This window comes from Aquiluna sp. Uisw_065 (genome assembly GCF_047731275.1).
Taxonomy (GTDB): Bacteria; Actinomycetota; Actinomycetes; order Actinomycetales; family Microbacteriaceae; genus Aquiluna.
Genome location: NZ_CP159836.1, coordinates 1,314,436 through 1,335,866 on the forward strand (window position 1 = coordinate 1,314,436; position 21,431 = coordinate 1,335,866).

Below are 21,431 nucleotides of genomic sequence, written 5' to 3' on the forward strand. Positions count from 1 at the left end.
CCGAGCTCTCAGCGACGCGGCGGCAGATTACTCTTCGATCTCGAGAGGGTCGGTACCTGACTCAAGTGCCTGAGATTCAAACTCCTTGGCAATCGCCTGCTGGACTTTGTTGATGCGGTCCTGAACACCATCCCGGATGGAGTCTGCCTGCTTCTTGACCTTTTTTGCTCCATTTTCAATGGAGGAGGCGGTCTTCTTCAGTTCATCGAACTCGCCAAGCGCGCGGATTGCCTCCTGGAGGCTGATGTTGACTTCGGCTATGTCCAGGCCATCTAGCTTTCCAGCGTTGTTTAAGGTGTTCATTTTTACAATCTGGTAGACGAGAGCCAGAAAGGTGAGGTCCTCAAACTCAGGGTTGAACTGAATCACTATGGTCTGAGGATCGAGAATCAGGATCTTGGAATTGTTTGGCATGTCATTGGGGTGCTTACAAAAACCAATGAAGCCACTTGCTCCGCGGTTTTCCTTTGACCCCTTGGCTTCTGCCTCCCAGTCCTTTTTAGTGAGCTTGGAGTTCTTGGCCTCGACCACGATGCGACCGTAGACCTTGCCGCCAACTTTGAGATCGACAACCCCATCGCCCATTTTGCTTCTGGGAACTCGGCCGGTGAATCCGCCTGTGTGCTCGCAGTCATCCCCGGCTAGAGAGGCAACCTGCTGAGTGGCGTTCACAGCAACTGACTCATAATCCAATCCACCCGTGATCCCAGTCTCCAACGCCTCGGCAACAGCAACCTCTGTTGCGCTCTCACGCTTGATGTCTTCAATTGAATCAACTACGCCCTGCATCTTTTCTGCGAGCGACCTTAGCGGAGAAGTGGCGTTGGCTGGGTCCAGTAGCTCGCCAATCGCCTTGCGCTGAGCATCCACCGTGTTTTTGACGTCTTTTGAAATCTCTTCCTTGGCGTCTTTGAGTAACTTGAGCATGGCCTTACGAAGTTCTGAGTCTTCGCCAGAAGCAAGTTCCTCAACCTCTTCTTGGTAGGTGTCAATGATTGACTGAATGCCCTTGATCAAAACCCCATCATCCGCGGCAAGGTCCTTCACTTGCTTCTTAACTGCTTCTTCTAAGGTCTTTGCCGTCTCGGAGATGGATGTCTTCGCCTGGTTAATAGACGCCTCAATCTTTTCAGCTCCAGCAGTGTTGCTCCTTAGAGAGGCGGTTCTCGCACCAATGTCTAGAAGTGAATAGGCGAATTCGACCGGGTCGACTCCCGCCTCGATTGCTGAGGTAAATTCGGCGGCTATGACTGCGTCTTTGATAACTACATCAACAAAGGTGATGGTTCCATCACTTACTTTGATCTGACCTGCCACATGTTTCTCTTTACTCATTTTCTTCTCCTGTTTTTTTAGTTGTTTTGTTTTGCGATTAGTTGTTCACGGGTGGCATCTTCAGTCTCGAGCATTGCTGCCCAAACATCGTGAAGCGCTCTCGTGTATTGGTGTCCCCTAGTCAGGGACACCTGGTTTTTGAAGTTGTCGTAGTCGATGCCATTTGTCTGCTCTCCCACCCACTCGGTGAAGACTGCTGGTTCAACAAAGGCCCGGTATGGGTAGTCGCCATAGGGCGAAACCTTGATTTCAACATTGGCCCTTGAGGCCAGTGGCTCAAGGGACTTGCGGTCCCTTGAGCGCACGGTGATGACATCTGGTCTGTCAGTTTTCCTAACGGCACTGACAAAGCCGGTTCCACTAAACACCCACACTGCTGGACTCCTGTTCCTTTAGGTATTGCTCAAAGGTGCTGTTACAAAGTGCGTTTGGTGACCGCATGCGCCTAATCAGGTCAATTGCTTCCTGTGCACTAAAGCCCTCACGCATCAGAACCAGTCCTGTTACTAGCCCGGAGCGGTTCCAGCCAGCTTGGCAGCGAATAAGAACTCGCTTTCCGGCCTGCCAGTCGCTATAAAGGGAGGCAACCAGCTGGTCTAGATCGTGCTGATCTATGTCGACTTGGTCGTGGTCATAAAACCCAAGTCTGAGTTCTTTGACGTACCAGTCAACCGGAACTGCACTTGCATACAGAGTTGCGACGGTGTCGAAGTGGAACGGGGTGATCTCCAGCTTCGCGTCTGAGTGACCAAGTGTTGCTTGGTCACTGGTGCCACCCATCCAAAGACCAGGGAGGATTTCACTCCACAAATCGTTGTTGTGGCCGTAGCCCCCTTTGGGGGAGAAGTCAGTGTTTTTCATGATTTCCTCTCTAGGACTTTCTTCTAGGGTCTGACTTGGAGCGTGCCGAGCGGAAGCTCGATTCGCTAACCCGCTTTGAAAACTCACCGGGTTGGTAGTTCAAGATGTCAGCCAACTCCGTGCGCTCAGCCAGGATGCGGGCCTGGAGTCTTGGAGAGAGTCGACCAATGTTTCTAACTATGTCGTCGATGTCTCTTTGAGCACCAAGGATGATGCGCTTGGCGCCCTCGTGGTCACCTCCATATGAAGCATCTGCGGCAGCGTTCTTGATCTCGGTGAGCCTGTAGGCCATGATCTCTGCGCTAACATCCTCGTCCTTTGGTGGTGCGACAAAGCCTGCGGCTTCCGCAATTTCCAATGACAGCTGAGAGGCCTGCTTGAGCTTGGTTTCACCCTCGACAGACATTGCAGCAACCTCAACGTCAAAGGTGAGGCTTGTGCCAAGTTCGGTTCTGAGTGCTGGCAGAGATACCAAGAAGGCATAGCCTCGGGTTTCACCTGAAACCAGGTCGCCAACCTTGGCCTGTACACCAGAGCTCAGACTCTCGACGCTACGGACATAACCAACTGGCTTGATTCGTAGGCCCTTTATCTCACCAGCAACGGTGACCTTGATCTCAATGTCTTTTAGGGAGCGCTCAAGGAGTCCGTCGATCTCATCTTGCAGACCGGCAACCGCTTCATCTAGTTGCACGGCAGCAAAGTGGTTTCCGTGACCGGCTCCGGCGAGCGCATCAAGAATGCGCTCGTCATAACCCTCCCCGATACCAATGGCAGAAGTTCTAACCAGGTGCTCTGTCGCATTTGCTGCCAGCTTTGCAAATGCGGCTGGGTCTTGGTGACCGCTGTTGGCGTGACCGTCTGACAGAAGAACAAGTCTTGACTCAACACCGTCGGGCACCATGCCGGCTTGAGTCATGCCAGCTGCGAACCCGAGCTCGATGTTTGTGCCACCTCTTGGCTGGAGTGCTACCAGTTCGCGCCTTATGGCCTGTGGGTTTAAATCTTTGACCTCCTTGATGGGTACATGGATCTCCATCTCGGTGTCAAAGGAAACGATGCTTAGGTAGTCGGTGGGAGCTAGACGACCAACCATTTCACCAATGGTGTTCTTTACTAACTCAAGTCGACCGTCCCCCATGGAGCCAGAGCGGTCCACAACAAAGATGATGGCCTGTGGCTTGCGCACCAGGTTGGATTTGGAAAGCTCTGGGGCTTTCACCTCGACCAGTAGGCCGATCTTGTGGGTCGCGCCAGCTTTGATTCTGGGGACCTCTAACCGAGCGATGTGCTTCATAATTCACCTTTCAATATGAACTTGAGCTTTATCATAGCAGGAGTTAGGTCATTTTTGCGCAAACTAATAATAAGTTGGTCGGGAACCGCCCCTAATAGCAGCTTTTATGCAATAATTTAGGCATGGAAAGCTCAAAACTCGTAGTAACCGTTGCACTCTTCACCGTCTTGGAAGACTTCAACCTATTCACCGTCCCCACTTCGCTGGTCTCTATTGGCAGCCCGAAAGACGAGCGCTTTGGTATGGGTTTGTTTGTCGTGACGAGAAAGTCCAATGAGGATGCGGTACGAAGCGTCACAGAAAAACGTGTTCTGCCAGCCTCCGACGTAAGACCAAACGAGAGCATCGAACAGGCAGCTCAAAGACTGGTTCGCGAAGAGCTGGGGATCTTTGCTCCAGTGAAGCTGCGTCAAGAAAGAATCTTTGACAACCCGGAGAGGCAGCAGGGTGAACGAGTCATCTCTATTACGTTCTGGGGCTTTGCCAACCTAGAAGACGTTGCTCCTGTTCTCGGAGGAAAGGAACAGGTTGGTTTAGAGATCGTTCACAGCTCTTCCATGTTGGACCGATGGTCCAAGGATGGAAGGCTGGAGCAGTTTGATGGACTTTGCCGGTTTGGTGGACGTTACCTGCCAGGTGAATCAAGTGGCCATGAGCTAGCAACCGCAACCCAACTTGGCTGGGGTCCGTTGCTCGACATTGACCACGATGAGATGGTTTTGCTGTCTTGGCGCAAACTTAGGTACGCGTTTGGTGGAAAGTTAGATCCGTTTAGGTCTCTAGGTGCAACAGCGCTTCCAGAGGCTTTCAGGTTGAGTGACTTGCGAGAACTAAACGACATCTGTCGTGGCGAGAGATCTCAGGTTGATCAGTTCCGCAGAAACATCTTGAACGAGTCCAGCTTCATTGCAGAGAGCAGCATCAAGGTAGAGCGCCAAAAGCGGCCTGGTAAACCGGCCACTTTGTATAGTCTTCGCGACTGGGCGGACCCTAATAAAGAGGGCGGGAAGCTACTCGGGTTTGATGACTAGGCTTCAGGCCCTGTAGCTGACAACGTGCCAAGGAATTAGGTATTCGTTTGCTGGCAGCAACGCTCCTCCTTGAACCTCGACTGCTGCCTTGCCTTCCCTTTCCCCTAATAGCAAACCGGGGATTGAAACAGACTGACCCTTGCTCTTAGCCAAGAAGCTAACCTGAGCTCCGACGTTAAGGCTTTTACCATTGGCATCTTGCCAACGTTTTCCCGCAGGTGCTGGCTTCTCCTCAGACTCTAGATTTTGAGCGTTGCCCGTCGAAGCATCGGGCGTGTCACGCACATTTGACTCTGGATCGGTTCCCGCTGAAGTGTCCGGCTCCACCTTGTTTTCTGCCACTTGTGGTGCGACAGGCTCTGGCTGAACTATCTCTTCCGAACGCTCTGGTTCGGCGGTTAGGAATTCGTCTCTTGATGAGGGTCACTTATCGCGAGATTCTCACTCACCTCTTCGGTTTGAGCTTGCCGCAGATCGAAACCGCCCACTGGTCCTCTGGTTTCTTCGCCAGGAAGGACTGGTACACGCGCCCACTCGATCCTCGCAGCCTGCATTGCTCTTTTGAGCTTCGAACCGGAATCACTCACTTTTACTGGGTACGTATCGAGTCCGAGCTTTCGTCTGCGCCTGTCTCGAACGACTTTCGACCACCAAAGCATAGGAACGGAAAGAAAGAGGCCTGTGAAAAAGTTCTCACTATCAGCCTGTGCCAAAGCGCTCAGTGTCGCGATCAATATTGACCAGGTAAAAAAGTAAAGAACAAGACGCATAGCTCACCCCCGAATCCTCATAATAGTAGGTGGAAACACTATCCAATTGCCAGGATTGCATCTGTGCATAGCAACCCAGCTATCTTTGACTGCTGCCTCGGCAAAACGCCATAAACTATTTGTTATTAGCTTGGGGGTAACAAGGTGAGTGAAGAAAACTCAGAGGCGTCGCAGTATCAGCCTGAAGGGCTGAACAAACTCGTTCAGCGCACAGCCGTAATTGATGCTCCCGGACAAGTTCGAGTAGAGGCAATTGCCCCTTCGTATGTCTCTTACGCCCATTATCAGAATCAGCGTCTTGTGAGTGCCAGACATGGTGTCAGGTTTGCATCCCAAATTCTCTCCGAGCCCGAGTTTGGCGAGTACACGCTTCGGGTTGTGCTTCGCTGCCAAGGTCGAGATATCAGCGAGCCAAGTTTTGTGGCCTTGGGTAATTCCTATGACGGGGATGTGTCCCCGATTTCTTACAAACTAGATGGAGAGTTTTTGTTTGAGGTCCGTGAGGCAACTCCGGCTTCTTTCGTCTTTTCAATTCTTGATGGTACAGAGGAGATTGCTTACCAGGAAATCCCTACCGAGGTTTTTCCGCCGCAGCTTTGGTCGTTTGCCGATGAAGGCGAGCTTGGTTCAGCAGCACTGCTGCTCAGCACATTTGTTCGACCTCGTGATCCGAGCCTGGACGGACTACTTACAAAAGCACGTGAACTAAAGGGCACTTACAGGGATTCCAAGGATCGTCCGTTTAGCCCAAACACCAGCGGATACCAAGGTAATGACGAAGAGGTGTTTGCTGAGGTTAAGGCGCTATACGAGGCTGTCCAATCGTCTGGAATTCACTACTCAAACCCCCCTGGTTCAGAGGACTGGACTCATGGCCAACTTATTCGCACCAACGAGGAGATCTTGTTTGCGAAGGCTGCGACCTGCCTTGACAGCACTGTTCTATTTGCGTCACTCCTAGAGAACATAAACATCCGACCGATAATCGCCCTAATTCCTGGGCACGCGTTCATTGGATTCTGGACCACGACGGGCTCAGGAAAGAGCTTTAGCAGTATGGTTGCACCAGCCGAGGAGGGTGTCGCCTTGATGGCGAGAGACAATCCTCACCTCTTATTCGTCGAAACTACCACCATGTGCACCAGCCCAAATCAAAAAAGCTTTGAGGCCGCAGTTGCTCTGGCATCAGAAAGAATTCTGGGATCGCTGACAAGAGCCGCTAACGCGGAACAGGAAATCGCACAATACGAGGCGAAAGGCTTCAACCTAAGCGATGAAGACCGAAACGTTCTCCACAAAAGGCAACTGGAGGACTGGCGACTTATAGATATTAGGTCAGCCCGGCAGGCAGGGTACAGACCCCTTGCAGGGAGAATTAAAAACTCCGATGGCACTAGCTCAGTGATTGAGTATGAAATCAAAAACGCTCCAGTCGACCTGAACATTCAGGTCGAGGTCGCAAAAGTAGGCTTAGGTCAGGACACCTCTCCTCCGAGAGTTCAGTACTGGAAGAGTCAACTTCTTGACTTGACGTTCAATAACCCCCTGCTAAACATGAAAAGGCGATCAAGTCAGCTGAAGCTATTTGTCCCAAAGGGTCGCCTTGGTGAAATCGAGGATTTTCTTCAGCAAGACAAGGGTGAACTCAAACTTTCCCCGGCCATACTTCAAGATCAAGACGGCACTTTCACCTCGGCGAGCGTCCGACAGGATGGGGTCGTACCCCCCGAATTGCAGAGCAAACTGGACGGGAAATTTAAATCAGACCGGACCTTGCTATACGAGGGTCCTCAGCGTGCTTACGCCAAAGACCAGGAGACCTTTCTTAAAGCGTCAACAAACAAGGTCAGGAGTCTGAGTCGAGCAGCTAAAACTTCGATTGATGAGACAGGCCTTAACAACCTTTACATGACCTTTGGCTCCTTGCGTTGGAAGCGCAACGATGGCAAAGGGGCAGAGGGTGAATACACCGTCTCTCCACTGATTTTGCTTCCGGTCACCCTAAGGGCCATTGATCGTGGCCGAATGTGGGCAGTGTCGTTGGATGATTCAAACGATGTAGCGACCAATGAGACTCTGGCTCTGAAGCTCTATCAGGAGTGGGGCATCTCTATCCCAGCACTCACAGCACCCGCAGAGGATGCAGCTGGCTTCGACATTCCAGGGTTAATAAATGCCGTTCAGATAGCTATCGATGAAGCTAAGCAGTCAAGCTGGATTGTCCAGCAGAATGCCACCATTGGCACTTACGACTTCAGCACTTTCCACATGTGGAAAGACTTGAATGACAACTGGGAACAACTCAGCCAAGCTCCTCTTGTAAAGCACTTGATTGAGACTGATGGCACTGCTGCCTACCAGGATCCAAACGCGAGCGATGCGGAGATTACCGAGGAGGAGTTGGACAAGGAGCTAGCCGTGGTGCCAGTTCCCACAGACGGAACGCAGCTTCGTGCTGTCGTGAGATCTCTTCGTGGTGAGAGCTTCATTATTCAGGGCCCTCCGGGAACCGGAAAGTCTCAGACCATCACCAACCTCCTGGCTCGCAGTTTGCAAGAGGGGAAAAAGGTTTTGTTCATGTCGGAAAAGCCTGCCGCTTTGCAGGTTGTCAAGAATCGGCTCGATGACATCCGCCTTGGCAGCTTTGTTCTGGACCTGCACAGCAAGAACACCAGTTCAGACTCTATTAGAGGACAGCTGCTGGCAGCTCTAGACGCGAATCCAAGAGTTGACAAGGTTGGCATAGAGGCAGAGGCGTTTGACTTCGATGTTGCCACAAAAGCGTTGTCGAAGTATCCCGAGCGTCTCCATCGAGTCGACGACGTCCACGGAGAGTCTGTTTATTCAGTCCGAGACAAGTTGTTGAAAATTGAAAAGGTAGAGCCTCTAAAGCTGAGTCGTGCATCCCTCAGCTATTTCCATGGCGAGGCTCTGGTCAGGTTCATGTCATACATGCGTGACATTGAGCTAGTCGGGCAAGACTCCAACATTGCCTCAAAGAACCCATGGAGCTTTAGCAATGCAGTTGAAGCACCCAGCACTGAGCTTCGCGATACCCTGAAATCCAAAGCCCGGGCGGTAGTTTCCAGCTACAAGTTGCTTAGACAGCACGATTCTGCACTTTCGTTGCTTGATTCTTTGCGAGATTTTTCCGGGCTGACTCAGGTGGCTCAACTACCAGATGATCTTCCTAGCGCGGTGGACTTGGCTGCGGCTAGCCAGCCGGATGTGAAGCTAAAACTAAGGGCTCACCTCGAGTTGCTTCAGTTACTGAGCATGAAGCTCAGCGGCGGTCAGACGGCGAACAGCAACTTTGGGCAAATTCCGATGGCGGATCTTGAAGCCGAGCATCGGGTCGCGAGAGAGGCCAAGCTCTTCAAAAAGAAGAAGCTGGATGCCTTGGCGGGCAAAGTTCAAACATTCTGGTCGTCTAAAGTAACGGCTGATTCGCTGGGCACTGTTTTGCAGCAGGTTCGAGAGATGCACGATTTGGCTCGTCGCATTGAGGAGAGCTCCCTTGGCCTGCCCGGCCTTGGCATGGTTCAGGCATCTGCACTCTTCGCTGACGGCACTGCTGGGGCCCGCCTGACCGCTGGCGAGAGAATGGGGCAATTAGGTGGGGCGTTCGACTCTCCTGACTCCGCAATTCGTGGAGTTCTGCAGCTTCAAGGAGAAGACCAGAAAGCCCTGATATCCCTCTGCAGAGGCGTGTTGGAACTTTTCGAAGCACTTTCCGCCGACCAAGACTCCGTTCCTCTATGGCTAGCAGGAGGGGGTTTTGGAAGTCGCCTCGCAGATGCGGTTGAGTCTTGGGATCAAGCCTGGCAAGACGGGCAGTTTCTGGCTGTTGGCCGCTGGGGTAAAACCGTCGGGCTTGTTGAGGACCTGAAGACCTCAGGTCAGATAGATGGCTATCGACAAATTCTCTCTGGTGAAATCTCGTTCGTAGACGCGCCCAAGTCTTTTGAGAAAGCACGGCTCTCGCTGCTTCTTGAGAAGTTGATAGACGATCACGAACTAACAAATTTCGACTCTGGCGCCCAGGCCGCAAGCATTGCCAAGTTGACTCGAAGCGTCGAGGCTCTTCGGGTTTATAACCGAGACACAATTGCTAGCTCAGTTGTGAAGGCTCGCTCCTTCGACCCAACTGCGATCGCAGGTCGGGCGGGTGCCTTGCGAGCAGAAATAAACAAGCAAAAGGGCAAGATCTCGGTTCGCCAACTCATGAAAAAATACTGGGACACGATCACGGAGATCACTCCTTGCGTTGCAGCCAGCCCCGATTCCGTTGCTCGCTTCCTAGATGTTAATCTGGCGAAATTCGATCTCGTTGTTTTTGACGAGGCGTCCCAGCTCAGGGTTGCAAACTCCATTGGTGCGCTTGGTAGGGGTAAGTCAGCGATCATCGTTGGTGACTCGAAGCAGATGCCACCAACCTCATTCTTTGCTGCCTCTTCCTCTGATGATGAGTACGACGAAGATGCTGACTTGGCCCAACCGGATGTTGAGAGCATCCTCACAATGGCTGAGTATTCAAAGCTGCCGTCTGTTCGTTTGCAGTGGCACTATCGCAGTCAGGATGAGGCCCTGATTCATTTTTCGAACGTCCACTACTACGACAGCAACTTGGCCTCGTTCCCTTCACCATCCAAGAAGGTAGGTGAGGACCGAGCAGTTGTTCTTGTGCCCGTCGAAGGCGCCGAATACATTCGTTCATCCAAAAAACCCGGCCCTAAAAACGCGGACCAACCCCCCGTCGATAGTGAAGCCCAAGGGGGCGACCCTGACACTCCTACAACAAACACGAACGCCAAAGAAGCTCAACAGGTTGTAGACCTAATTCTCAAGCTCTACGCGGAGCACGGACCCAGGTTGAACCTAGGTGTTGTAACCATGAACGAGAGTCAGAAGAGAAAAATCGCTGAGCTTCTGGATAAAGCTGCAGATGATGACCTCAAGAAAATGCTGGACCCCAAGCAAAGCAACGATCACATATTTGTTCGCGCGTTGGAAAAAGTGCAGGGTGACGAACGAGACATCATAATCATGTCGATTGGGTTCGCATCAATTCCTAATCCCAAGGATCCCGACAAGAGAAAGCTGCCTTTGACGTTCGGGCCACTTACGAAGCCCGGCAGCGAGAAGCGTCTCAATGTTGCCATAACCCGAGCTCGAAAGAGGGTTTATGTCTTTTGCTCCTTTGATCCGGAAGACATGCTGCTATCTGAAACAAGCTCCGAGGGCATGAAGGGGCTGAAAGAGTATCTCAAGTTTGCGAAGGACCTAAATGGAGAGGGGTCAATTGGAAACCGCTCCACGTTTGAAGAGCCCGACCGTCACAGGATCAATGTGGCGTCAGAAATTCAAACTATGGGCTACAGGGTCACCCAGAACTACGGTCGCTCAAGTTTCAAGGTTGACATTGCTGTTGAGGATCCAAATAGGCCAGGCCAGTTCATTCTCGCAATTCTTCTAGACGGACCTGGGTGGAAGAGTCGCCCGGCAGCGAACGACAGAGATGTTCTTCCGGTTGGTGTGCTTGAGAGGAACATGGGCTGGAACGCTGTCGAGCGTATTTGGATGCCCGTCTGGATTAGGGACACTGAGGGAGAGAAGCAGAGGATTAGAACCCGTCTCGAGGAGCTTATGAGTGAGGCGTCGCGAGCAGCTGACAATCCGCCCGAGGTCGACCTCGACGAACTTCCCGATGTTGGAGACCTGGTTTCTAGCGTTCAGGTGGAGAATTCTCGCGAGGAATTGCCGACAAAGGCGCTTTCGGTCGGCGTAAATGTCGACGACATCGAGCCTTTCTCTGAGCTTCCAATTAGAGCCGTAACGTATGGGAAAGACGACCTTCACAAGGTTCACGATTCAGGGGTTAGAGACTCGATAGTGAGCCTGACTAGAGTTCTAACTCAGATTGAGGGTCCAGTGCACCCAGATCGTCTAGTGTCTTTCGTTGCCAAGTGCTTCGGCCTATCTCACGTGAGATCTGAGAGAGCAGCTGAGATTGTCAGAGTGGTACCAATCAATACTTTCCAACGGGACACTGAGGGATTTATCTTCCCGGAAGGTAAGACCGTTGCAACCTTCACATCGTGGAAGCGAAAAACATCAGGAGACCCAAGGGACTTGAGGCTAATCTCACTCACTGAACTTGGCAACTCTATGGTCGATCTGTGCAGGAGGACTCACGGTCTTCAGCAGGAAGAGTTGCTCAGGCAAACCGGTCTCGCATTCGGCCACAGGACTTTGAGTTCAGTTGTGCGAGCTCGAACAGAGAAGGCTCTCGAGTTTGCGCTATCGAGAAAACTTCTTGTGCTCAATGGTGACCACTACGAGCCGAATGAGAGCTAGTGCAAGGCCCCTTGTCTTGCTATGACTTTGGGTGAGCCATTGCCTCACCTACAAGCTCTTTAGGGGTCTGATGGAGGGGATAAACGAGAAATACGTCAGGAGTGCGCTCAAACCCCCATCTTGCGTGTTCAATCTCCGGGGGAAGCTCATGCCCCCAATAAAGACTCGTATCAATTTCCTCGTCTTCATCGGCGTTTTCACCGGTGTAATAAGCCTCCCAGTAATAGGCAACCGGACGTTTTGAAAAATCAACCTTGTGGTCTTGAAGTCGAGACCACAGGTTCTTGCGCTTGAATTCACTAATCAGGTCATCGAAGTAGATGAAGCTCGTAAAAGGGAACATGTCGTTCGTCTGATCAAACAAGATGTCGCTCTTCAGATGGCGCTTAAGCTTTCTAACATCGTCATGATCAGACAGCTGAATTGTGACCATGGACCCCGTTCCATGGGCTTGGAACTGAGGCTCAATCGAGGCGCTTATGAAGCCTTTCTTGGTTGAGATAAGAAATGCCATGTTTAGGCCGCCAATTCAAACTCAAGCCAAAGGTAATTGACCTCGGCTCCTAGAAGCCTGTACTGGAAGAACATTGTCCTTGGAACAGCGACAATCTCAACCTCAACCCCACTGTCAATCAGAGACCTGGCAAACGGAGCGAGCCCCCCATCTCCGCTTGCCAGGTACACCTTGCCGAAGCGATTTACAAGGTCATCCTCAGTCATCATCTTGGCAAGCAATATGTCGGCACCATCGTGACCCTCTAGGCAGCTAAAGGATGCTTGGCCCCAACCAAATACGGCGGCTTCTAAGTTTGATTTTGAGCTCACGGTTACAAAGAACAGATTGTTCTCACCGGGCTCCACTTCTTCAAAGTAGGCAGCCTTAGCCTGCTTCACGTGCTCCAGAGTTGAATTTGATTCACAACACAGGTTCTCAATATCGATCAAATGAACGTTACGAGTCTTGCCTAGTGCCTTCAGTGTCTTCGATTTCATATCGTTGCGCCTCCCATTTAGAAAACATAAAGGGAGGGGGTGACATTTTTAGTCTGTGACTGATACATAGGACTAGCTAGGTGCGCCTTTCTCTTAGCTGTCTATGCCATGTTGCGGCTTTGACAAATGTACAGCGGGTAATCGCCTTCTGCGTTTATGTAAACCATTTATTTCTCCTTAGAGCTCTACTGGGTAAGAGGTTAGTGATGAGTGAATCGCTTAAAAGTGACCAAGGGCCACTGCCATCAAGATCTCGCTCTCGTCAATGTTCTCTACGAGGGCGTTGTGCTTGATTGAAAGGAAGGGTCATCCTGCCTCGTATTGCAAAATCTGCACAACAAGGCGCGCTCTCTTATTACCTCTGCACACGCAATGCAAGTTTTCATCGTTATCCCCAAACGCATTTTTCGAGATTACTGGAACCTTTGTTCAAGGCTCTAGCCTCACTGAGTCCTGAAATTCAGGCCAAATGCGCTTCACACGAAAAACCTCCCGACAGAAACTAGAAATATGTCGGTGGCGAGTGCAATAGTTAGCCATGCACAAAATTGGGGATGTGTGGTCTTTCAATACTCGCGATCTGATGCGAGCTTCAACTTGCGACCACTGCACAACGCTGTCCGTATTTCACGTTCTTCAAGACACAGTCGTTGAAGAAAGGCTCAAGAAATACATTGATGAGCAAAAGAAGGAAAAGGAGCTGGGCAAGGATAAAAGTCTGCCCCAGCGCTATGGCGATGAGTTTGAGGCTCAGCTAACCAAAGAACTTATGGATCAGCTTGAACCAGCTCAATTTGCCAGACCAGAAAAAGATGGAGACTTTGGTCAAACGCTTGAACTGATGAAGGCAAAGGTGCCTGTCATCTACCAGGGAGGCCTAGAACACGGCGGAGATGGAACAGTCTTCCGTGGGAAGCCAGACTTCCTAGTACTAGCTGGCTGGGAACTGTTATTTGATGATCAAGGCCTAGCGGCAAGAAAAGCTTCATCGGCTACTGGCTACGGATACACGGTTTGGGATGCCAAGTACTCCAGCCACCCAAAACCAGAATATGCCCTTCAAGTGGCAATCTACATAGAGGCCCTATCCCAGGTGGGTTTCCTCGAACCTAACGCAAACCATGGCTTGATACTTGGAAACCGAACGCTGTTTCCCCTAAAAGACGCAGAAATTGTCCCCGCGACCAGGCTCGCTAGAGCCGAGCTTGAAAAGGCGATTAGAAAAGTTGAGTCGAGCAACGGATCTGAGCTGCTCGATAACTTCACATGGCACTGCGCGGGAAACAAGCAGTGCGAGATCTGCGAGTATCCAAAGCTTTGCAAGGACGATCGAGAGGCAACCTCAGATCTGCTCTTGGTTGCAGGGCTAGGCAAAAACATGCGCGACAAGCTGATCAGGGCAAAGATCACGGACCTAGAGATGCTTGCCAGTAGTGAGTTGGCCTCGGTTCCGGACGTCTCTCAACGGACCTTTGAGAAACTAAAACTTCAGGCCACACTGCAGCTAAAGAGTCTCGGGAGTGAGGGTCCTGAGAGTGAGTCGCTTGCGAACCCGATGCTTCAATACTTGCCGAAACCAGATGATGGCGACGTGTTCTTCGACATGGAGGGCTTCCCATATTTCAGTGAAGGGGGCCTTGAGTATCTCCTTGGAAACTGGGTGAGAGAACAAGAGTTTGTTGAGTTCTGGGCGGTAGATCGCAGAACAGAGAAAATTGCCTTCATCAACTTCATGACTTGGCTCTATAAGCGCATGATGGAAAACCCGAACGCGCACGTCTATCACTACGCGTCATACGAGAGAACTGCACTAAAACGACTCGCCAACCGTTTTGCGGTTATGGAGCAAGAGCTGATGCAGCTCGAGGCTGAACACAGGTTTGTTGATCTTTATCCCATGGTCACAAAGAGCGTCCGGATCGGAGAACCGAAGTACTCAATCAAGAACCTTGAGAGGCACTACGGGTTCGACGAACGAGCCGGCGTGCAAGGAGGCGAAGAGAGTATTGAGGAGTTCGTCAACTGGCGAGATCTTGAGGAGCAGCTCTCCTCCGGCGTTGAAATTGAAAACCGCGCCAAGACGATTGACGACTCAAAGGCGATATTTAATCGCATCCGCGAATACAACATCGAGGATGTCAAATCCACCATGGAGTTATATGACTGGCTTTTGAAATTCGATGGTGCTGCCACAAAACCCTGGGAGTCAATCTTCTACAAGTCAGAAGAGGAAGAATCGGGCCAGCTAACTGCAAAGCAAATGAAGCTGATGGAGCTAGAGCGAATCACCTCCTACTTATTTGACCCAATTGCAGATTATGAAAAGAGTCTCGACAAAGCGCTAGATGTTCAAGTAGCCGCCTGGGAGGCTTTAGCTCACTCAGTCCTGTTCTACCGGCGTGAAGACGTGATGTTCTGGGCAGACCTAAACGTTCGCATGACTCTAGACGATGAGGACATTGCCCAAGATCGCGATGCGATGTTGGTCACCGAGGCGACACAGGTCGGCATTGACGGCCTTGAGATAACAGCAGGGCACTCAGGTCAGTACCAGCTCCAGATGGATCCTGAGGAACTTTTCCAGCCCAAGACCGGAACCTCACTTGCAGTCCGCTACGAGATAGAGCCTGGAATAGTTCGCTGGGAGTTTGGCAAGGTAATTTCCCTAGAGGCTGGGGTACTTGTATTTGCATGGAACCCAAAGGATCCGGAGAACCTAAAACACAGGCCAACAGCAATCTTTGACGTCACTACTTACAACACCGTCGGCAAAGAGAATTCCCTCATTGAAACCGCAAGGGAGATAACTTCGGTTTGGGGCAGCCCTTTCGCAGAACCACCGCGTGGTTACCCGATTCTCGATCTGCTACTGAGGAGACCCCCAGAACTTGTTGACTTAATGCCGCTCATGCAACCTGGCAAAGAAGACTATCTTCCGGCCCTCATTGACGCTGCCGATCGAATGCACCGTTCAGCCATTGCAGTTCAAGGCCCTCCAGGAACAGGCAAAACCTACCTAGCCTCAAGACTTATCAAGCACCTTGTGGAAAGAGGCAAGAGAGTAGCAGTCGGGACCAACTCCCATGACGCGAATGAGAACCTCCTTGACGAGTGCATCGCTGCGAAAATGGAACCCCTTCAGGTTCTCAAGGTTCTGAATTCAGGATCACCAGACGACTATAAGTGGAGCGCATACAAGAGCGCATCGACACTGGCCACCGCCCTCAAGCGCAGTAGCGGAGGTCTTGCGATGGGGGGAACCTCATTTGGTCTTTGCAACAAGGATATTCGAGAGCATCATTTTGACTACCTCATCATTGATGAGGCAGCTCAGTACTCCCTGGTCGATCTAATCGCAGCTTCAGGCATTGCGGACAATATCATCCTCTTTGGCGACCCCCAACAACTCGCTCAGGTCGTTCAAGCAGTTCACCCAGGGGGTGTAGACAACTCGGCCTTGGGACACTTCATCGGAGATCACGCGATCTTGCCCGATGACCTTGGCTATTTCGTTGAGGCAACAAGACGCATGCACTCCAATCTAAGCGAGGCAGTCTCCTGGCTTTCCTATGAGGGTCGGCTTCGCTCGATCGACAAAACAAAGCTCAACATCGTTCCAGGCGTTGAGCCTGGATTGCACCCGATCGAGCTTGATCACACTGGTAACTCGACCCACAGCCCAGAGGAGGTTGAGGAGGTGATCAAACTTGTTGGTAAGCACATTGCTGATGTTGGAACAGGAGAAATAATCATCGTTGCTCCCTACAACAACCAGGTGAATGCCCTCCGCAAGGCACTTGATCAGGCAGGGTTTGATGAAGTCAGGGTCGGCACGGTAGACAAGTTCCAGGGGAAAGAGGGAATGGTCGTAATCGTTAGTCTCGCCTGCTCCTCAGCCGATGATGCACCAAGAGGTCTTGATTTCCTGCTTGATAGAAACCGACTCAACGTTGCAATCAGTAGAGGCAAGAGTGTTTGCTACCTAGTTTTCTCAAAGCACCTGCTGTCAGCAAGCTTTAGGTCGATTGAGGATGTGAAGTCGGTAAGTAGGTTGGCGGGGTTGACTTCATTCGCCTAATAGAGGCTGGTCTCGGGAGGACAAGAATACCAATGGGAATTTAGAAAAGATTTTTCTTCTTTCTGAGGAAATTTAGAGTCCGAGGCACCCTTAGAGCGAGAAGCCTTCGAGGTTACCCCGTGGGATCTCAGCCAGATAGTTCAGTTTGCTGGCTTCATCTGATCCCTTTTTTCCCATCTAAAATACGTCTGTCAAATTCGGCGATTTTTCTGTTTTCCATTGTTTGATCATTTGCGCCCCTCAAAGTCGTTCAACAGCTCAGCGACTCTGGTCAAAGGCAAAAACACACGAGTGCCTTGGGCTTGATCGGTTTCATAGCTTGCTTAGACCACGCCAATTACTTCACCCCGAGCATTCGTCAGCATGGAGCCTGAGCTGCCGGGGTTTATGACTGCTGTGGTGGTGTAACCGACGGGCTCGGCCTTGGATGGAATTACGCCTGTGGTCATCACCATTGATTTGACTGCATTCGAGATTTCAGGAAACCCAACCGCCGTCACCCAGGAGCCGAGATGTTGAGCGTATAAATAGTCGGAGATTGTCTGAAAGATCTCCACATTTGGCTGAAGTAATGCCAGATCGTTTGCCCGCTCAGAAGGCGCATAGCTGCCCTCACTGTAAGCGACAGAGATGACCTCGGCGGTGAAATCGTTGTAGTAGCTGTCCAGCACTGTTATCTCTTTACCATCCAAGCATTGTTCGACAACGTGGTAGTTGGTGACTATGAAGTCGAATTCAACGCCATCTCTCTTGGAGCTCATGCCGAAGCCAAATCCGGCAGTATCACCACAGAGAATTTGTTAGGTCACCTGTTCAGCCCAGTAGACGTGATCCGCCATATCGGCTGGATCGCTGCATAGGCCTTGAACCGGTAACCGCTCAACAACTACTGGGTCAGGTTCGGCGGCAGCGGTGCAGCCGGAAAGCAGCAGCACTGAGGCTACAGGCCCTAGTGCTCTTCGTTCCAGTCGGCATCCTCGTCGAACGCAGAACCATATTGAGTCTCCGGGTATGCGGTGTTAGGTGAATATCCTTCTGGCCCGGAGTGATAGTCACCTTGGTCCATCTGTTCCACCGGACCAGAGTTGTGCCTAAGTTCCTGTTGCTTTTTGACCTCGAGTGCTATTAGTCGCCTGGCTTCTTCGTTAGAAGTGCCAAATATCCAATTTAGAAATCCCATTATGTTGCCCCCTTCGATAAACAAGCTAGCTGGGGGCACCGACATTTTGATCTCTAGAGCCGATCAAAGTGTCAGTACCCTCCACTTGAATCAAGACATGGAAAGAATGTTTAGAAACTTTAGCGATTACTGGACGGACTCAAAGAAAACCCAGCCGGTAACGCCCGGGGGTGCTGTGATTCACATTTCTTCACGCTTCCTCGTTGGAGCGTTGTGGTTCATTGGAATAACCGTGGTGGTATCGATCTATTTCTTCTACCAGATAGTCCTGGCTGGAATGGGTGTAAAGAAATAGCTGATCGGTTTCCTCAATGCCCGGCGAAGTCCTTTGCAATGGTGTTCGATTCTGGCAAGGCGGGTTACTTTTCCGCCAATGGCATCTAGAACAGCAAGGCGACTGAGAGCGTGGTTTGCTTGCGAACCTGTCGGCTACGCGCGGTGACTAGGTTTCGGAGTTAGCTCATTAGAAACAACGGCCTCTGCTGGCAAGTTCTGATTTAGATAATCAAAGTCAGCATTCGAGAGCTCTATTTCTGTTGCGGTGATGCAATCCAGAATGCTCTCTGCCCTTGTTGCACCCGGAATGGGTAGCACCGATGAAGAGGTCTTCATCTCCCAAGCAAGAGCAATTGCATAGGCCGAGACTGAGTACTTGCGTCCCATTTCATCAAACGCGCTCGATTCGGAAATAGCGGCCTTGGTCTTTACTCCGCCGAGCGGTGACCAGGGAAAGAATGCAATTCCATACTCTTCGCAGATCTCCAGAACATCCAGATCGTGGCGGTAGCGGGGGCTGAATTCATTTTGAATTGACACCAGGCCACCTTGGTCTGGTGTCCCGCCTATTTCAATGGCTTTTAGAAGCTGCTTAGCGTCATAGTTTGAGACGCCGACCTGCTTGGCAAGCCCGCGGTCTTTTAAGACCATGACATTTTCAAACTGGGTCTCGAAGTCAATGTTTGGATCTAGCCTGTGGTGTTGCCAAAGATCTAGCTGCTCAACCCCGAGTCGAAATGCCGAGGCTTCTGCTGCACGCAGGAAATAATCAAGACTTCCGTTTCGACCCCAGGCTTCGCCTTCACTTCTAGTGATTCCGCCCTTAGTGGCGATGAGAACCTTGGCCTTTTGCTCCTGAGTGCCAGACCAGGTTCTGAGCGCCTCAGCAACAAAGACTTCGTTGTGGCCAACATCGTCCCAGGTGGGGGCATAGATATCGGCTGTGTCCAGCAGGGTAATGCCGGCATCTAGGCCTGCGTGGATTGCAGGAATTGCAGATTCGAGTCTTTGAACCGGATCCAGGGCTGCGCCATTCGACCAAATCCACGAAACGTTCATGCAACCGATGCCGATGGCTGAAACCTCTTTGTTACCAAGCCTTTGCTGCTTCATTTAGTGGCTCCTAAGTGCGGGTCAGATGGTGCTCGCGTCAATCACAAAACGATAGCGAATGTCACTATCCACAACTCTTGCGTAGGCATTATCAATGGTCTTTGGGTCGCTGGCATCAACCATCTCGATGGTTGAAACAATGTTGTGCTCACCACAGAAATCGAGCATGTCTTGGGTGGCGGCAATGCTGCCTGTATTTGCCCCTGCAATTGAGCGCAGTCCGGTAACCACGCTAAATGGGTGGAACTCCTGCTTGTTTGGGGAAATCCCGACGGTCACAAAGGTTCCTCCGACTTTCAACATGCCAAGCAAAGAATCAAGGTCAAGGTCGGTGCTGGTGGTGTTCAGGATCACATCGAAGAAGTCTTTGTGGGTTTCGAAGATTTCAGTAGTCATTAGGTAATCCTTGGCACCGAAGTCTTTTGCATCCTGCGCCTTGGACAAGCTGTGCCCAAGAACATAGGTCTCGGCTCCCATTGCTGCAGCAAACTTCACTGCCATGTGGCCAAGGCCACCTAGACCCATGATCCCGACCTTCATGCCCGGTCCTACTTTCCAGTGCTTCAATGGAGAGTAGACGGTGACTCCGGCGCAGAGTAATGGGGCAGTTGCTGCGTAATCAAGATTTTCTGGAACCCTCAGAACGAAGGCCTCTTTAACAACGACGTCTTTGGCATAACCGCCGTAAGACTCTTCGCCGTCATAGTGACGGCCGTTGTAGGTCTGAACGTTGCCGGTTCGGCAGTAGTTTTCCATGCCTTGCTTGCAAGGCTCACAGGTCCCACAAGAATCGACGAAGGTTCCAACGCCCACTCGGTCGCCAACCTTAAACTTTGTGACTGCGTCACCAACGGCTGTTACCTCGCCGACAATTTCGTGTCCTGGAACCATTGGGAAGATGCCCTCGAACCACTCATCTCTTGCCTGGTGGATATCTGAGTGACAGATTCCTGAGTACTTGATGCTGATAGCAACTGCGTCAGCAGTTAGCTCTCTAACTGGCATTTCCGCTTTTTCAAATGCTGCACCAGGTGCACTTACGATGAGGGCGTGGGTCTTTGACAATTAGTCTCCTTGGGTCTTAGTTAGATGCTAGCGGAGCTAACACCCTGCCCCTAATCAGTTACTCACAAGAACCTAACCCTAGGTTTTTGTGGTTGGCTTCTAACATGAAAACTCGGACCAAAGTAATCCTCGGCATCATTGCCGGGGTAGTTCTATTTGGACCATTTGCGATTCCGGTGAGGACCTCTGGAACTCTTTCTAATAAAAAGGCTGCGGCTCTTTGCTGGGGCAGGGAATCGCAGTTTGTTGACATTGCGGATCACAGCGTCCATCTGGTGACTAGGGGCGATCCGGCTTCCGACACTCTGATCGTTCTCCTTCACGGCTTTGGTGCTAGTTCGCTTACTTGGAAAGAGGTTCTAGAGCCTCTGAGTGCGGTTGGCTTTGTTGTTGCCTATGACCGGGCGGCTTTCGGCTTCACCGAAAGACCTTCTGAAATTGGAGAAATAAACCCATACTCTGCAGCCGGTCAGCTGCAAGTTCTGGATGAAATTATTGAAAAATATGGTGCAGGGAAAAAAATAATTGTTGTTGGTCACAGCGCTGGCGGATCCTTGGCCTTAGGTTACGCGCTTGACAACCCAAACAAAATTGACAAATTGATTCTTGAGGCGCCGGCTGTTTATGGGTTTAATGGTGCGCCAGAGTGGTTGAACCGGATTTTTGATATTCCACAAGTTGACCACTTGGGGCCGTTGGCAGTTTCTTCGATTGCAACTAGCAGTTTGCAGGTTTTGAACCTTAGCTTCTTCAATAAGGACTTGATCACCGACCAGGTCATAGCCAACTACACCGCCCCGTTAGCTGTGCTTGGTTGGGAGCGAGCCTTCTTGGAATTCAGTAGGGCATCCCGTTCACCTAAGCTAGAAGAAAGGCTTGGTGAGCTAAATGTGGAAACCCTGATCATCACCGGTGACAACGATGAGATCGTTGCAACCGCTGACTCAGTGAAGCTTTCTAAAAAGCTTTCGGCATCAACCCTTGAGATTGTTACTGACTCCGGCCACGTACCCAATGAAGAAAAGCCAGCGAAGTTCGTGGAGTTGGTAATCGGCTTCTTGGCAAAGTAGCGGTA

The 21,431-nt window shown here is 51.1% G+C and carries 18 protein-coding genes; 5 read left to right on the plus strand and 13 right to left on the minus strand.

From position 1 onward, the window contains the following. Positions 1–27: 27 nt before the first annotated feature. From ABXT50_RS06645 to ABXT50_RS06660, 4 genes are read right to left on the minus strand one after another with little or no spacing between them, the layout of a single operon-like run. Positions 28–1,335 carry a hypothetical protein gene (locus ABXT50_RS06645; protein WP_415274076.1) on the minus strand — a complete coding sequence of 436 codons (1,308 nt, stop codon included), beginning with the start codon at positions 1,333–1,335 and terminating at the stop codon, positions 28–30. A 17-nt stretch (positions 1,336–1,352) separates the two neighbouring features. After that, entirely contained in the window at positions 1,353–1,709 is a 357-nt protein-coding gene (locus tag ABXT50_RS06650) for a hypothetical protein (protein WP_415274077.1), read from the minus strand. Further along, entirely contained in the window at positions 1,696–2,196 is a 501-nt protein-coding gene (locus ABXT50_RS06655; protein WP_415274078.1) for a dual specificity protein phosphatase family protein, read from the minus strand. The genes ABXT50_RS06650 and ABXT50_RS06655 overlap by 14 nt, the downstream gene beginning before the upstream one ends. Before the next feature lie 10 nt (positions 2,197–2,206). Beyond that, entirely contained in the window at positions 2,207–3,493 is a 1,287-nt protein-coding gene (locus ABXT50_RS06660) for a vWA domain-containing protein (protein WP_415274079.1), read from the minus strand. 122 nt (positions 3,494–3,615) lie between these two features. Between ABXT50_RS06660 and ABXT50_RS06665 the strand changes: the two genes are divergently transcribed. Then, entirely contained in the window at positions 3,616–4,524 is a 909-nt protein-coding gene (locus ABXT50_RS06665) for an NUDIX domain-containing protein (protein WP_415274080.1), read from the plus strand. Positions 4,525–4,527: 3 nt separating this feature from the next. Here the strand turns inward: ABXT50_RS06665 and ABXT50_RS06670 are convergent, their stop codons facing one another. Next, the gene (locus ABXT50_RS06670; RefSeq protein WP_415274081.1) at positions 4,528–4,866 is read right to left on the minus strand and encodes a hypothetical protein; all 339 of its coding nucleotides are present in this window, start codon (positions 4,864–4,866) and stop codon (positions 4,528–4,530) included. 56 nt (positions 4,867–4,922) lie between these two features. Then, positions 4,923–5,294: a hypothetical protein gene (locus tag ABXT50_RS06675; protein WP_415274082.1), complete on the minus strand. Its 372-nt coding sequence runs from the start codon at positions 5,292–5,294 to the stop codon at positions 4,923–4,925. Positions 5,295–5,438: 144 nt separating this feature from the next. On the opposite strand from ABXT50_RS06675, the gene ABXT50_RS06680 reads away from it, so the two are divergent. Further along, entirely contained in the window at positions 5,439–11,651 is a 6,213-nt protein-coding gene (locus ABXT50_RS06680; protein WP_415274083.1) for a DUF4011 domain-containing protein, read from the plus strand. 19 nt (positions 11,652–11,670) lie between these two features. Here ABXT50_RS06680 and ABXT50_RS06685 read toward each other — a convergent pair whose 3' ends face one another. Continuing rightward, positions 11,671–12,165, minus strand: coding sequence for a hypothetical protein (locus ABXT50_RS06685; protein ID WP_415274084.1), 495 nt, complete (start codon positions 12,163–12,165; stop codon positions 11,671–11,673). A gap of 2 nt (positions 12,166–12,167) precedes the next feature. Next, a complete protein-coding gene (locus ABXT50_RS06690; protein WP_415274085.1) occupies positions 12,168–12,644 on the minus strand; it encodes a hypothetical protein in 477 nt (158 codons plus the stop codon). Positions 12,645–13,227: 583 nt separating this feature from the next. Here ABXT50_RS06690 and ABXT50_RS06695 point away from each other — a divergent pair. Continuing rightward, positions 13,228–16,722: a TM0106 family RecB-like putative nuclease gene (locus ABXT50_RS06695; RefSeq protein WP_415274086.1), complete on the plus strand. Its 3,495-nt coding sequence runs from the start codon at positions 13,228–13,230 to the stop codon at positions 16,720–16,722. Between the two features lie 323 nt (positions 16,723–17,045). On the opposite strand, the gene ABXT50_RS06700 is transcribed toward ABXT50_RS06695, so the two are convergent. Genes ABXT50_RS06700 through ABXT50_RS06710 form a run of 3 tightly spaced genes read right to left on the minus strand, consistent with a single transcriptional unit; the run spans position 17,046 to position 17,902 of the window. Next, entirely contained in the window at positions 17,046–17,483 is a 438-nt protein-coding gene (locus tag ABXT50_RS06700) for a trypsin-like peptidase domain-containing protein (RefSeq protein ID WP_415274087.1), read from the minus strand. A 39-nt stretch (positions 17,484–17,522) separates the two neighbouring features. Beyond that, positions 17,523–17,657 carry a hypothetical protein gene (locus ABXT50_RS06705; protein ID WP_415274088.1) on the minus strand — a complete coding sequence of 45 codons (135 nt, stop codon included), beginning with the start codon at positions 17,655–17,657 and terminating at the stop codon, positions 17,523–17,525. A 14-nt stretch (positions 17,658–17,671) separates the two neighbouring features. Next, complete coding sequence (locus ABXT50_RS06710; protein WP_415274089.1) at positions 17,672–17,902, minus strand: hypothetical protein; 231 nt, start codon at positions 17,900–17,902, stop codon at positions 17,672–17,674. Position 17,903: 1 nt separating this feature from the next. On the opposite strand from ABXT50_RS06710, the gene ABXT50_RS06715 reads away from it, so the two are divergent. Further along, positions 17,904–18,197, plus strand: coding sequence for a hypothetical protein (locus ABXT50_RS06715; RefSeq protein ID WP_415274090.1), 294 nt, complete (start codon positions 17,904–17,906; stop codon positions 18,195–18,197). A gap of 134 nt (positions 18,198–18,331) precedes the next feature. Here the strand turns inward: ABXT50_RS06715 and ABXT50_RS06720 are convergent, their stop codons facing one another. Continuing rightward, a complete protein-coding gene (locus ABXT50_RS06720; RefSeq protein WP_415274091.1) occupies positions 18,332–19,291 on the minus strand; it encodes an aldo/keto reductase in 960 nt (319 codons plus the stop codon). Between the two features lie 21 nt (positions 19,292–19,312). Next, positions 19,313–20,356 (minus strand): NAD(P)-dependent alcohol dehydrogenase, encoded by a 1,044-nt coding sequence (locus ABXT50_RS06725; protein WP_415274092.1) that lies wholly within the window; start codon positions 20,354–20,356, stop codon positions 19,313–19,315. Positions 20,357–20,460: 104 nt separating this feature from the next. Here ABXT50_RS06725 and ABXT50_RS06730 point away from each other — a divergent pair, with 104 nt between their 5' ends. Continuing rightward, entirely contained in the window at positions 20,461–21,426 is a 966-nt protein-coding gene (locus tag ABXT50_RS06730) for an alpha/beta fold hydrolase (RefSeq protein ID WP_415274093.1), read from the plus strand. The last annotated feature ends 5 nt before the right edge of the window (positions 21,427–21,431 follow it).

What these genes read in the sequence shown, in the direction of transcription:
- ABXT50_RS06645 (WP_415274076.1), bottom strand. Translation starts at nt 1,335, where the DNA reads ATGAGTAAAGAGAAACATGTGGCAGGTCAGATCAAAGTAAGTGATGGA.
- ABXT50_RS06655 (WP_415274078.1), bottom strand. Translation starts at nt 2,196, where the DNA reads ATGAAAAACACTGACTTCTCCCCCAAAGGGGGCTACGGCCACAACAAC.
- ABXT50_RS06660 (WP_415274079.1), bottom strand. Translation starts at nt 3,493, where the DNA reads ATGAAGCACATCGCTCGGTTAGAGGTCCCCAGAATCAAAGCTGGCGCG.
- ABXT50_RS06665 (WP_415274080.1), top strand. Translation starts at nt 3,616, where the DNA reads ATGGAAAGCTCAAAACTCGTAGTAACCGTTGCACTCTTCACCGTCTTG.
- ABXT50_RS06675 (WP_415274082.1), bottom strand. Translation starts at nt 5,294, where the DNA reads ATGCGTCTTGTTCTTTACTTTTTTACCTGGTCAATATTGATCGCGACA.
- ABXT50_RS06685 (WP_415274084.1), bottom strand. Translation starts at nt 12,165, where the DNA reads ATGGCATTTCTTATCTCAACCAAGAAAGGCTTCATAAGCGCCTCGATT.
- ABXT50_RS06690 (WP_415274085.1), bottom strand. Translation starts at nt 12,644, where the DNA reads ATGAAATCGAAGACACTGAAGGCACTAGGCAAGACTCGTAACGTTCAT.
- ABXT50_RS06695 (WP_415274086.1), top strand. Translation starts at nt 13,228, where the DNA reads ATGCGAGCTTCAACTTGCGACCACTGCACAACGCTGTCCGTATTTCAC.
- ABXT50_RS06700 (WP_415274087.1), bottom strand. Translation starts at nt 17,483, where the DNA reads ATGAGCTCCAAGAGAGATGGCGTTGAATTCGACTTCATAGTCACCAAC.
- ABXT50_RS06710 (WP_415274089.1), bottom strand. Translation starts at nt 17,902, where the DNA reads ATGGGATTTCTAAATTGGATATTTGGCACTTCTAACGAAGAAGCCAGG.
- ABXT50_RS06715 (WP_415274090.1), top strand. Translation starts at nt 17,904, where the DNA reads ATGTTGCCCCCTTCGATAAACAAGCTAGCTGGGGGCACCGACATTTTG.
- ABXT50_RS06720 (WP_415274091.1), bottom strand. Translation starts at nt 19,291, where the DNA reads ATGAAGCAGCAAAGGCTTGGTAACAAAGAGGTTTCAGCCATCGGCATC.
- ABXT50_RS06730 (WP_415274093.1), top strand. Translation starts at nt 20,461, where the DNA reads ATGAAAACTCGGACCAAAGTAATCCTCGGCATCATTGCCGGGGTAGTT.